Origin of the sequence: Paraburkholderia sp. SG-MS1, from assembly GCF_012275575.1 — a bacterium.
Classification (GTDB): domain Bacteria; phylum Pseudomonadota; class Gammaproteobacteria; order Burkholderiales; family Burkholderiaceae; genus Paraburkholderia.
The window spans coordinates 17,972-30,684 of the sequence record NZ_NPIH01000217.1 but is presented as its reverse complement, the minus strand read 5'-3'; the positions used below and the strand labels follow the sequence as shown (position 1 = coordinate 30,684).

9 protein-coding genes and 2 tRNA genes are annotated in these 12,713 nt (G+C 63.5%); 5 read left to right on the top strand and 6 right to left on the bottom strand.

Going from position 1 to position 12,713, the window contains the following annotated elements:
* Positions 1-201: 201 nt before the first annotated feature.
* The 3 genes from CIC12_RS18480 to pgi all read left to right on the top strand — a co-directional run bounded on the left by CIC12_RS18480 (position 202) and on the right by pgi (position 5,147).
* Positions 202-1,500: an FAD-dependent oxidoreductase gene (locus tag CIC12_RS18480; protein WP_168665698.1), complete on the top strand. Its 1,299-nt coding sequence runs from the start codon at positions 202-204 to the stop codon at positions 1,498-1,500.
* A 146-nt stretch (positions 1,501-1,646) separates the two neighbouring features.
* Complete coding sequence (locus tag CIC12_RS18475; RefSeq protein ID WP_168665696.1) at positions 1,647-3,239, top strand: NAD(P)H-hydrate dehydratase; 1,593 nt, start codon at positions 1,647-1,649, stop codon at positions 3,237-3,239.
* Between the two features lie 285 nt (positions 3,240-3,524).
* Positions 3,525-5,147, top strand: a complete 1,623-nt coding sequence (pgi, locus tag CIC12_RS18470) for a glucose-6-phosphate isomerase (RefSeq protein ID WP_168665694.1) — start codon at positions 3,525-3,527, stop codon at positions 5,145-5,147.
* Positions 5,148-5,386: 239 nt separating this feature from the next.
* On the opposite strand, the gene CIC12_RS18465 is transcribed toward pgi, so the two are convergent.
* On the bottom strand, positions 5,387-6,073 hold the full coding sequence (locus CIC12_RS18465; protein WP_168665692.1) for an ABC transporter ATP-binding protein: 687 nt from the start codon (positions 6,071-6,073) through the stop codon (positions 5,387-5,389).
* Between CIC12_RS18465 and CIC12_RS18460 the strand changes: the two genes are divergently transcribed.
* The gene (locus tag CIC12_RS18460) at positions 6,072-6,776 is read left to right on the top strand and encodes an arylesterase (RefSeq protein WP_168665689.1); all 705 of its coding nucleotides are present in this window, start codon (positions 6,072-6,074) and stop codon (positions 6,774-6,776) included. The genes CIC12_RS18465 and CIC12_RS18460 overlap by 2 nt on opposite strands.
* A gap of 117 nt (positions 6,777-6,893) precedes the next feature.
* On the top strand, positions 6,894-7,232 hold the full coding sequence (locus CIC12_RS18455) for a hypothetical protein (protein WP_168665687.1): 339 nt from the start codon (positions 6,894-6,896) through the stop codon (positions 7,230-7,232).
* Between the two features lie 110 nt (positions 7,233-7,342).
* On the opposite strand, the gene CIC12_RS18450 is transcribed toward CIC12_RS18455, so the two are convergent.
* From CIC12_RS18450 to lon, 5 genes are all read right to left on the bottom strand, one after another.
* Positions 7,343-9,280, bottom strand: a complete 1,938-nt coding sequence (locus tag CIC12_RS18450) for a SurA N-terminal domain-containing protein (RefSeq protein WP_168665685.1) — start codon at positions 9,278-9,280, stop codon at positions 7,343-7,345.
* Positions 9,281-9,366: 86 nt separating this feature from the next.
* Positions 9,367-9,443 (bottom strand) — tRNA-Asp (locus CIC12_RS18445).
* A gap of 47 nt (positions 9,444-9,490) precedes the next feature.
* Positions 9,491-9,566 (bottom strand) — tRNA-Val (locus CIC12_RS18440).
* Between the two features lie 56 nt (positions 9,567-9,622).
* Positions 9,623-9,895 carry an HU family DNA-binding protein gene (locus tag CIC12_RS18435; protein WP_168665683.1) on the bottom strand — a complete coding sequence of 91 codons (273 nt, stop codon included), beginning with the start codon at positions 9,893-9,895 and terminating at the stop codon, positions 9,623-9,625.
* Between the two features lie 340 nt (positions 9,896-10,235).
* Positions 10,236-12,656: an endopeptidase La gene (gene lon, locus CIC12_RS18430; protein WP_168665681.1), complete on the bottom strand. Its 2,421-nt coding sequence runs from the start codon at positions 12,654-12,656 to the stop codon at positions 10,236-10,238.
* Positions 12,657-12,713 lie beyond the last annotated feature (57 nt).

Below are 12,713 nucleotides of genomic sequence, written 5' to 3'. Positions count from 1 at the left end.
GGGCTTCCAGCGGGCCTCGCGGTGCGCTTTCGGTCCGCGCGCGGGATGCGCTGCGCGTGGCCGCAGCGGCGCTTTGACTGCTATCATTCGCCCTTTCACCAGATCGGCGCGAGCCGCCCGAGCCATGCCGGGCCGCGCCGCATGCCACGCTCAACGGGAATGCGCCGCCTCGGCGTCCCCTTCGGCAATTCGAATCAAAACATGGATGTCATCGTCATTGGCGGCGGGATAGCGGGCGTCGCCACCGCTTATCATCTGCGCGCGGCCGGCCACCGCGTGTGTGTCGTCGAGCGCCACGCCACGGTCGCGCAGGGCGCAACCTATGGGCAAGGCGGCACCGTTCTGCCGACCCCGCTCGACGTCTGGTTCGGCCCGACTTTTCTCGCGAGCCGTCAGAATGCGAAAAACGGCGTCATCAACAAGATCGGCTTCAACGGCGCGGCGCGTCAGTTCGTCAGGCAGCTCGGCGCACTGCAGGAGCCGGAGGCGTTCGCCCGTCAGTTTGGGCGGCTGCGGCCGTTGATCGAAGCGTCGCGCGACGCGCTTGCGGACGTCGAAGCGCGCTTCGGGCTCGAATTCGAACAGGCGAGCGGTCTGCTTTATCTGGTGCGCAGCGAGCACGAATGGCAGCAGAGCCAGCCCGCGCTCGAGCTGCTGCGCCAGTACGAGGTGCCGCACCACGTGCTGACGCCGGACGAATGCGCCGCCTACGAGCATTCGGTGCGCACGGAACCTGAATTCGCCGGCGGCGTGCTGTTCGATCAGGAGCGCACCGCCAACAGCCCGCTGTTCACCAAGCTCCTCAAGCAGACCCTCGACGCGCAAGGCGGCGTGCAGTTCATGCACGGCTGCGAAGTCTCGGCGATCCGCCTCGACGGCCAGCGCGCCGCGGTGGAACTGGCGCCGCGTGCGGGTGTGGCTGCGCGTTCGCGCGAAGTCGATGTGATTCATGCCGACGCGGTCGTAGTGGCCGCCGGTTACGGCAGCCTCGCGCTGCTCGAGCGCCTCGGGCTGCGGCTGCCATTGCATCCGCTGCGGCTGCACACGCTGGTGGCACCGATCGCGCACGAGGAATGCGCGCCGCATGTGGCGATCGTCGATGCGGTCAAGCGGATCGGCATCAGCCGCATGAACCACCGGCTGCGCATCGCCGGGGGTGCGGTGCTGCAAGGCGCCGGACAGATCGACAAGCCGCTCGGCGAAGCCGTGACCACGGAAGCGCTGGCGCTGCTCGGCCAGGCGACCCACGACTGGATTCCCGGCGCCGCGCGCATTTCGGCGGCGCTGCCCTGGGAAGGCGTCAAGCTCCTTTCACCGGATGGCTTGCCGGTGATCGGCAACGCGCTGCACCCGCGTCTGTTCCTCAATGTCGGCCACGGTCCGTCGGGCTGGGGACTTGCGTGCGGAGCGGGCAAACTGGTCGCCGACCTGCTGTCGGGTCAGACGCCGGAGCTGCCCGCCGACACCCTTGCCGCGCTGCGCGCCGACCGCTTCCAATAAATCCCTTCCCTCGGTCTGCAATAAGCGGCCCACTCGCGAGCGGGCCGCTTATTGCAGGCAGAGCCGCGCGCGGCGCGCGTATCGGCACTAACATAGCGATTCCCAAGTTTTCCCGCCTGGCGGCGCAAGCACCGCCGGGGCTCGCCATGACAGACGCCGAAAACACGCCGCCGCCGCTCCTCACCCCGCACCAGCGCGCGCTGCCCCTGCTGACGCTGACCGATCTGCGGATCGCCGAAGCGCAGGCCGCGGCGGGCCTGCCGCCGCACACGCTGATGGCGCGCGCCGGCCAGTCGGCCGCGAGCTTCCTGCACGAGCAGATCACCCGTGACACGTCGATCGAAAAATCGAAGCAGCGCGTATGGCTGATCGCGGGCCCTGGCAACAACGGCGGCGACACGCTGGTTCTCGCGGCCGCGCTGCACGAGGCCGGCATCGCGGTCGAGGTATGCATGCCGGTCGAAGTGAAGCCGGAAGACGCCCGCTGGGCGCTCGACACGGCTCGCGCCGCGGGTGTGCCGATCGCGCCGGCGCCGCCCGCTTCGCTCAACGGCTATCGCTGGCTCGTGGACGGCATGTTCGGCATCGGCCTCACGCGGCCACTCGACGGAGTGTTCGCGAGCGTCGCGCGGCAGTTGTCGCAACGCGCGACGGCCCGGCCGAGGAAAGGCGGCGTGCTCGCGCTCGACATCCCCAGCGGACTCGACAGCGACACCGGCACGGTCGTCGGCGATGGCAGGGACAGCACCGCCGTCCACGCCACCCACACGATTACCTTCATCGCCGCGAAGCCGGGCCTGTTCACCGCGCAAGGCCGCGATCTTGCCGGCGCCGTGACAGTGGCGCCGATCGGCGTCGACAGCGGCCAGCGCACGGCCGTGCAACTGAACGCGCCCGAGCTGTTCGGCGCGTTCCTGCCGCCGCGCGATTTCGCCACCAACAAGGGCACCTTTGGCAGCCTCGCGGTGATCGGCGGCGACACCGGCATGTGCGGGGCACCGATCCTCGCGGCGCGCGCCGCGCTCTACAGCGGCGCGGGCAAGGTGCACGTCGCGCTGCTCGGCACAGGCGCTCCGCCCTACGATCCGACGCATCCCGAACTGATGCTGCATGCGCTCGACGAGCTGCCGCTCGACAAGATGGACGCGCTCGCCGTCGGCTGCGGCATGGGGCATCGCGAGCGCGCGACGCAAGTGATGCACGACGTGCTGCAGCTCGACGTACCGAAGCTGTTCGATGCGGACGCGCTGAACCTGACCGCGAAAGACCCTGCGCTCGCCGCCGAAGTGACCGCGCGCGGCGTGCAGGGCGACCCATGCATCCTCACGCCGCATCCGCTGGAAGCGGCGCGCCTGCTCGGCACCGATGCGCCAGGTGTGCAACGCGACCGGCTCGGCGCTGCGCGCGCGCTGGCCGCGCGCTTTGCTAGCGTCGTGGTGCTGAAAGGCACCGGCACGATCATTGCCGCACCGGATGGCCGCCTCGCGATCAATCCGACCGGCAACGCCGCGCTCGCGACGGGCGGCACCGGCGACGTGCTCGGCGGCATCATCGGCGCGCTGCTCGCGCAGCATCTGCCGCGCTACGAAGCGGCGCTGGCGGGCGTCTACCTGCACGGCCTCGCCGCCGACACGCTCAGCGCGCAAGGGCACGGGCCGGCTGGCCTGACGGCGGGCGAACTCGCGCCGATGGTGCGCACGCTGCTCAACCGTCTGTTCTATCCGCCTACGGACATGTGAACCCGCGAACACCGCGGCCCCAACTCGTGCGCGGCAATGCCAAACCGACGCCGCCTGTCACGCAACGCCGCTATACTGATTAACTGCGCCGCGCGTCGGGTCGATCGCGGGTGGCGGCGAAACTTCGACAAACTGGGCCTGCGCTGTTTGACGGCTCGCCGGGGCTTCGCCGGCAGCCGTGGACGAACCCGGGCGCGTGGCATCGCTCTAACAGCATCGTTGCATCATCCTCGGCAGCGCTTCATGCGCGCGCCTTTCTTCGTGCCCCTTGGTTAGACGGACGCTATGACCCAGAACTCGCTCCCCTCCTGGTCCTCGCTGCAAACGCATTACGAGAAGATTCGCGATGCACACATGCGCGACTGGTTCGCCCCCGAGAACGACCCTGCCCCGACCCGAGCCGAACGCTTCACGTTCGCGGGCGGCGGTCTCGCGGCCGATTTCTCCAAACACCGCATCACCACCGATACGCTGCAACTGCTCGTGCAACTCGCCCGCGAAGCCGGCGTCGAGAAACGTCGCGACGCCATGTTTGCGGGCGACGTGGTCAACCCGACCGAAGGCCGCGCCGCACTGCACACCGCGTTGCGCGCCACCGATCCAAAAGCGCCGTTCTTCGCCGAAGTTCAGGCCGAGCGCGCCAGGATGGCCGCGTTCGCCGACCAGGTGCGCAGCGGCGCATGGACGGGCTACACCGGCAAGCGGATTCGCTATGTCGTGAACATCGGCATCGGCGGCTCGGACCTCGGGCCGAAGATGGTCGTGCACGCGCTGCATCATCTCGCTTCGCCTGAGATCACCACGCACTTCGTGTCGAACGTCGACGGCGCGGATCTGTATAACGCGATGCAGCAGATCGATCCCGAAGAGACGCTCGCGATCATCGTCTCCAAGACCTTCACGACGCTCGAGACCATGACCAATGCGCGCTCGCTGCGCGACTGGTTCATCGAGAAAGGCTGCCCGGAAAGCGCGCTCGCGAAACACTTTGTCGGCGTGTCGGCAAACCCCGCGGAAGTGGTCAAGTTCGGTATCGCGAAAGAAAACGTGTTCGAGATGTGGGACTGGGTCGGTGGGCGTTATTCGCTGTGGTCGGCGGTAGGTCTGTCGATCATGATCGCGGTCGGCCCGCAGCAGTTCGGCGAACTGCTCGCCGGCGCGAACGAGATGGACCAGCATTTCCGCGATGCGCCGCTCGAGAAAAACCTGCCAGTGCTGCTCGGCATGATCGGCATCTGGTATCGCAACTTCTTCGGCTCGCAAAGCTATCTGGTCGCGCCGTATTCGGAAGCGCTGCATTTCCTGCCATCGTATCTGCAGCAACTGGAGATGGAGAGCAACGGCAAGTCCGCGCGGCTCGATGGCGCGATGGTCGACTATCCGACTTCCGCCGTGACGTGGGGCGAACCCGGTACGAACGGCCAGCATGCGTTCTTCCAGATGCTGCATCAAGGGCCGACCATCGTCCCGATCGACTTCATCGCGGTGCTGACGCCGGAGCATCCGCTCGCGAGTCATCATCCGAAGCTGCTCGCGAACTGCTTTGCGCAGAGCGAGGCGCTGATGCTCGGCCGCACGCTCGAAGAAGCGAAGAAAGTGGCCGGCCCGGACAAGCCGGAACTCGCGCCGCATCTGGTGTTTCCGGGCAACCGGCCGACCGCTACGCTGCTCGTCGACGCGCTCACCGCGCGTTCGCTCGGTGCGTTGATCGCGCTGTACGAGCACAAGGTGCTGGTGCAGGCGTCGGTGTGGAACATCAATCCGTTCGATCAGTGGGGTGTCGAGCTCGGCAAGATTCTCGGCAAGGTGGTCGAGGCCGATCTGAGCGCGGCGAGCGTGGATGAAAAGAAGCATGACTCGTCGACTTCAGCGTTGATCGCGCGGGCGCGGGCCGCGTTGAAGCGGTAAGTTGCAGCGGTGCGCGCCCGGATGAGTCGGTGATTCGTTCGATGCGCGAGTCGGCAAGTAGCTCGCAGAGCGCGACTCGGTGCTGCTTCAGGTTGGCCGCATGTTGCCCCATCCCGCTCGACTGCCGGCCAAAGCAGGAATGAAAAAAGCGGGCCCATTGCGGCCCGCTTTTGCTTTCTTATCGAAGCTCGCGCCTGGGTCAACCCCGCTCGCGGCTTGTCACGGGTGAGCGTACTCGTTCACGCAAGCCGCCCTGCTTCGATCGTGACGGTCGTATCGCAACGGCGCGCGAGCTCGACGTCGTGCGTGACCAGAATCAGCGTGGCGCCGTTCGCCCGGTTCATCTCGAACATCAGATCGATCACCGCGTGACCGGTCGCGGCGTCGAGACTGCCGGTCGGTTCATCCGCGAACAGGATGGCCGGATGCGTGACGAACGCGCGAGCCAACGCGACGCGCTGCTGCTCGCCGCCCGACAGCAGCTTCGGATAATGGCCAGTACGCTGCCCGAGTCCCACCTGTTCCAGCAAACCACGCGCGCGCGTCGCGGCCTCGCGTGTGCCGATGCCGCCCTGCAGTTCGAGCGGCAACGTGACGTTTTCGAGCGCCGTCAAATGCGGCATCAGTTGAAACGACTGGAACACGAAGCCGACCGAGCCGCTACGCAACGCGGCCCGTTCGTCTTCGGTCAATTCGGTGAGCTCGCGGCCCAGCAGCCGAACCGAGCCCGAACTGGCGCTGTCCAATCCCGCGAGCAAGCCGAGCAGCGTAGACTTGCCCGATCCGGATGCACCGACGATCGCCACACTGCTGCCCGCAGCGATAGCAAGATCGATGTCGTCGAGAATCGTCAGTTCGCCCGTTGCATCCCTAACTTTCTTGCACAAACCCCGCACTTCAATGACTGGATCAGTTTTGTTTAGCATGGTGAAGCGTAGGTTGAAAGCGCTCGCCATCGCCCCGCGCGCTATGGCGCTGACTACGGCATTCGGCTCGGCCGTCATGGCCGCCGCCCTGTTTTCGATGCCCTTGCCGGTTCACGCCGCCAACGCGCCGGACCCGGCCAGACCGGTGATCGTCGTACTCGGCGACAGCATCTCCGCCGAGTACGGCTTGCCCCGCGACACCGGCTGGGTTGCACTGATGCGCCAGCGTCTCACCGACGAGCGAATCGATTATAGCGTCGCCAATGCAAGCATCAGCGGCGACACCACGAGCGGCGGGCGGGCCCGCTTGCCGGCGCTGATGCAGCGTCTGAAGCCGAGCATCGTGATCGTCGAACTCGGCGCCAACGACGCGTTGCGCGGCGTGCCGCTCTCCACCACCGAGGACAACCTGCGCACGATCATCGAACAGGCTCAACAGGGCCATGCGAAAGTCGTGCTGGTGGGCATGTACGTCCCGCCCAACTACGGCCCGGACTACACGCAAAAGTTCCACGGACTGTATGGCGAACTGTCGAAACAATTGCGCGTGCCACTGGTGCCTTTTCTCCTCGCAGGCATCGCCGATAAGCCCGAGATGTTCCAGGCGGACCAGATTCATCCGACGCAGCAGGCACAGGCAGTGCTACTGGACAACGTGTGGCCCACTGTGAGGCCACTTCTTCGCACAAGTTCGCCGCGCTGAAAAGCCGGCTAACAACTTGTTTCTAGAACTTTGGGAACACGGATCGGTAAAGGTCGCTCAGACACTTTCGTATCCCGTGTAATCCAGCTCGAATCTGAGCGCCTCTGAGGAGATAACGTGAAATACTTACCGTTAATCGCTTTGACCGTGGCAATCTCTGCCTGCGCCGCTCAACCGCCTGCTGGCGTTCAATCCGTGGGTCAAAGCCAGCAGCCGCCGAAGGCCGTGGCCAGTTGCATCGCGCAGAAATGGGCTGATGCCTCGCAGCAGCAGGTCGTTTCGCAAAACACGCTGGCGAACGATCAGGCGATGGACGTCTATGTTCCCGGTCAACAGCCGCCTAACGGCGCAGCCGCCGTGGTACGCCCGGCGTACAACGGCCCGGGTACGTGGGTCGGCTTCCGCGGCAACGCTGCGGGCGGTCAAGCCACGGGTGCGATCAGCGGTTGCCTCTAACGCGCCGCTACTACGGGCCTCGTCCCGTCAAATGAAAAAGCCCCGCAATGGCGGGGCTTTTTCTATTTGCGCGCCGTGTTCCCGCGCGCAAGCTGTATGACTTTCCAGGCTTACTCGTCGCTCTGCGGGGCGTTACTGCTGTCGAGCGAGCCGTAGAACTTCACCTTCGAGCGGGCCCGCAGTGCCTCGACATAAGCCTCGGCTTCGGACTGTGCATCAACCTGCGCAATCTGCTGCTGCGCGGCGGCCAAACGCTGCGGATCGATCGGCGCACCTGCCGCTACCGCATTCACGCGATAGATCGCATAGCCGTCATCGCCGAGATCCACACCGACGTAGGCTGGCAATTTTTGCGCATCCGCCTTGTAGATTGCGCTCAATGCGGCCGGCGGCACGCCTTGCGCGTCGTTGCGCGAGACCTTCAGCGTCGACGAGAAACCAGCGGTGGATTTCGACTTCTCGAACTCGGCCAGTTTCGCCGCGCCGTCCTTGTGCGCAGCTTCGTTCGACTGCACCGCGATCACCTTCTGACGCACGGCATCCTTGACTGCGTCGAACGCCGGCACGGCCGCGGGCTTGTAGTCGGTGACGCGCGCGGCGATCAGTGTGTTGCTGCCGACATCGATGGCTTGCGTGTTGTTACGCTGGACCGCCGCATCGTTTGCGAACACCGCCGTGAGGAACTTCGGATTGTTCAGCGGGCTGTCAGGCGGCACCTTCGGATCCGGTTGAGGCGTCACCGTCGCGGTCTGCAGTTGCAATTTGTACTTGTCGGCGGCCGGTTGCAGGCTCTTTGCCTTCTCATACACGAGCGATGTGAAGCCTTCTGAAGCATCACTGAAGGCCTTGCTTGCCAGCTGGGTCTTCAGGTCTTTCGCGATCTGATCTTTCACTTCGTCGAACGGCTTCGTGACCGCCGGCTTCACGTCCGTCACCTTGACGATGTGAAAACCGAAGTCGGTCAGCACGATGCCGCTGACTTCGTCCTTCTTCAGCGCGAACACCGCGTCGTCGAACGCCTGGCCGCCCGCGATCATGCCGCGACCAAAGTAACCCAGATCACCGCCCTTCGACGCCGAGCCCGGATCCTGAGAATTCGCCTGCGCGATCTGCGCGAACTGGTCGGGGTGCGCCTTGATCTGCGCAAGCAACTCTTCGGCCTTCTGCTTGGCCTTGGCCTTGTCTGCCGCGCTCGCGTCTTTCGGCGCCGAGATCAGAATGTGGCTCGCACGCACTTCGACGTCAGTGCGGAAGTGCGCCACGTTGTCGTCGTAGTACTTCTTCAGATCGGCGTCGCTCGGCTGGATGGACGCGCCCAAGCTTGCCGGGGACATCACCAGGTACTGGATCGTCGCAGTGGCCGGCGTCGCGAAGTCGTTGCGATGCGCGTCGTAGTAGGCCTGCAATTGCGCGTCGGTGGGCTGCACCTTCGCCGCATAGTCACGCGGATGGAACGCGATGCCCTGCACTTCACGCTGCTGTTCTGCAAGCTCGGTCAGATGCTGCGCGAGCGTCTTCGACGTGAACGCGCTGCCTTGAATGCTCGCCGGCAACTGCTGCATCGCGAGACCGTAGCGCACGCGTTCGTCGTATTGATCGGGCGTCATGCCCTGCATCGCAAGCAACTGCTTGTAACGGTCGACGTCGATCGAGCCGTCAGGGTTCTTTAGCGACGAAATCACCGGATCGTTGAGCAGCACGCGGCGCACCGCGTCGTCGGATGCGGTCAGATGGAGGCGCTGCGTTTCATCGGCCAGCACGCGCTGTTCGATCAGACCGTCAAGCATCTGGCGACGGCGCTCCGGCGTATCGAACGACTTCATGTCGAACTGCGCGCCGAGCATCTGACGGGCGCGGTCGAGTTGCTGACGCGTCGCGTCGTCGTATTCTGCGCGGGTGATCTTGTGACCGTTGACGCTCGCGACGTTTGCACTTTCGTCAAAAAAGCCGCGGAAGCCCTGAATACCCACAAAACCCAACCCCGGCACAATGACGAGGATGAGCATGACCATCATCAGGCGTTTGTGATTGCGGAAAAAATCGAGCATGCGAAAGGAGTGCCAAAAACAGAACGCCCGATCTTACAACAGCGGGCAATAAAAAAGGCGAACCGGAGTTCGCCTTTCGTGGATACTGGCGGAGTGGACGGGACTCGAACCCGCGACCCCCGGCGTGACAGGCCGGTATTCTAACCGACTGAACTACCACTCCTTATACTGCGCTTTGCTGCACTGAAACACTTGAGCCGAATCTGAAACTGGTGGGTGCTGAGAGGCTCGAACTCCCGACCTACGCCTTGTAAGGGCGCCGCTCTACCAACTGAGCTAAGCACCCGTTTCGTGATTCAGCGTGCTTCGTTATTGCCGCCTGCTTCTCAAGCAGCAAGCCCGTCAGTTTAGCGCATCCTTCAGGGCTTTGCCAGGCCTAAATTTAGGAACTTTTGCCGCTTTGATTTTAATCGCCGCACCGGTGCGCGGATTGCGGCCCGTACGCGCGGTGCGCTTGCCGACCGCGAATGTGCCGAAGCCGACCAGAGTTACCGAACCGCCTGTCTTCAATGTTGCTTTGACGCCGCCGATCACTGCATCGAGTGCACGGCCTGCTGCAGCTTTCGAAATGTCGGCCTGCTGTGCAATGTGATCGATCAATTCCGTCTTGTTCATTCCAACCCCCGAGAATGTTTATGACAATGGTGACGGTGCTCTGTAGCACCTGGCATCACGCGACCGGCGGGCAACGCCGGGCCGCCTCATTAGAATTGGCCGAAACCCCTATGTCAAGCGGGGTTGAGCCTGATTCGACGCGCTTTTAAGCGGCTTTTTATTGGCAAATATTATTTGCCGTCAACGCGCAGGCAATCTGTCACCCGAGGCGTCTCGCGCGATGTTCACAAGGTGGGAAAACCTGACCCGCGAGCGCATTGCAAATTCGTGCGGACAAAAAAAAAACCCGCGGCCGTGACCGCGGGTTTCTGTTCAGCACGCAGCTTCGCTTCCGAATGCTTTAGTGCTTCACGACCTCTGATGCTGCGTCTTTGCCCGGCTCCGCCGCAACGGGCGCGGCAGGTTTCGGATCTTCTTCAGGCAAAGCTTGCGGCACACGTTCGAGCGCCAGCTCGAGCACCTTGTCGATCCAGCGGACCGGCACGATTTCGATTGCGTTCTTCACGTTGTCCGGAATCTCCGTCAAGTCCTTGACGTTTTCCTCCGGAATCAGCACCAGCTTGATCCCACCACGATGCGCCGCCAGCAGCTTTTCCTTCAGACCGCCAATCGGCAGGACTTCGCCACGCAACGTGATTTCGCCCGTCATCGCGACGTCTGCACGTACCGGAATACCGGTCAATACCGACACCAGCGCGGTCGTCATCGCGATACCGGCCGAAGGACCGTCCTTCGGCGTCGCGCCTTCCGGCACGTGGATGTGAATGTCCTGCTTCTCGAACGCTTCGTCCTTGACACCCAGACGACGCGAACGCGAGCGCACAACGGAGCGCGCCGCTTCGACGGATTCCTTCATCACGTCACCCAGCGAACCCGTGCGGATCACATTGCCCTTGCCCGGCATCACCGCGGCTTCGATGGTCAGCAGATCGCCGCCCACTTCCGTCCACGCGAGGCCCGTGACCTGGCCAACCTGATTTTCCTTCGCAGCCAGACCAAAGTCGTACTTGCGCACGCCGAGGAAAGTGTCGAGATTGCCGCCGTCGACCTTCACCGCGCCTTCCGCCTTCTTCAGCAGAAGCATCTTCACGACCTTGCGGCAGATCTTCGAAATTTCACGCTCGAGCGAACGCACGCCCGCTTCACGCGTGTAGTAACGAATGATGTCGCGGATCGCGGTTTCCGTCACATCGACCTCGCCATCCTTGAGGCCGTTGTTCTTCTTCTGCTTCGGCAACAGATAACGCTGCGCGATGCTCACCTTCTCGTCTTCCGTGTAACCCGACAAGCGGATCACTTCCATCCGGTCGAGCAGCGGCGGCGGAATGTTCAGCGAGTTCGACGTCGCGACGAACATCACATCCGACAGATCGAAGTCGACTTCGACGTAGTGATCGGCGAACGTGTGGTTCTGTTCCGGATCGAGCACCTCGAGCAACGCCGATGACGGGTCGCCGCGGAAATCCTGACCCATCTTGTCGACTTCGTCGAGCAGGAAGAGCGGATTGCGCACGCCGACCTTGGTCAGGCTTTGCAGAATCTTGCCAGGCATCGAACCGATGTACGTACGACGGTGGCCGCGAATCTCGGCTTCGTCGCGCACGCCGCCGAGCGCCATGCGCACGAACTTACGATTCGTGGCGCGAGCGATCGACTGACCCAGCGACGTCTTACCGACACCCGGGGGCCCAACGAGGCACAGGATCGGCGCCTTCACTTTGTCGACGCGTTGCTGGACCGCGAGATACTCGAGAATGCGTTCCTTCACCTTCTCGAGACCGAAGTGGTCTTCGTCGAGCACGCGCTCCGCATTCGAGAGGTCATTGTTGACCTTGCTCTTCTTGCGCCACGGCAAGCCGATCAGCGTGTCGATATAGTTGCGCACGACCGTCGCTTCCGCCGACATCGGCGACATCAGCTTGAGCTTCTTCAGCTCGGCGTCGGCCTTCTTCTTCGCCTCCTTCGGCATGCGGGCAGCCGTGATGCGTTTCTCGAGTTCTTCGAGGTCCGCACCTTCTTCGCCTTCACCAAGTTCCTTCTGAATCGCCTTGACCTGTTCGTTCAGGTAGTACTCGCGCTGGCTCTTCTCCATCTGGCGCTTCACACGCCCGCGGATGCGCTTTTCGACCTGCAGGATATCGATCTCGGCTTCGAGTTGCGCGAGCAGATGCTCGAGTCGCTCGATCACCGGGAACATCTCGAGGATGTGCTGCTTCTGGTCGAGCTTGAGCGGCAGATGCGCCGCGATCGTGTCGGCCAGACGCCCGGCTTCGTCGATACCCGACAGCGACGTCAGGATCTCCGGCGGGATTTTCTTGTTCAGCTTCACATACTGGTCGAACTGCGACACGATGGCGCGGCGCAATGCCTCAGTTTCAGCGCTGTCGGCGTGGTCGGGTTCGAGCGGCATGACTTCGCACGAGAACTGCGTTTCCTGCTCTTCGATGGAAAGCGTTTTCGCGCGCTGCAAGCCCTCGACGAGCACCTTCACGGTGCCATCGGGCAGCTTCAGCATTTGCAGGATGTTGGCAACACACCCTACTTCGTACATGTCCTTTTCGGTCGGCTCATCTTTCGCAGCCGTTTTCTGGGCGACGAGCATGATGTGCTTGCCGCCTTCCATCGCTGCTTCGAGAGCCTTGATCGACTTCGGGCGGCCTACGAAGAGCGGAATCACCATGTGCGGGAAAACGACTACGTCACGCAGCGGGAGCAGCGGGAGCGTAATGCGTTCCGGCGGGAGGAGTTGGGTTCCTGACATTTCATTTCCCCATGAGTGGAATCAGTTCGTTCGATAGGTGAGGCCAGCAGAAAATAT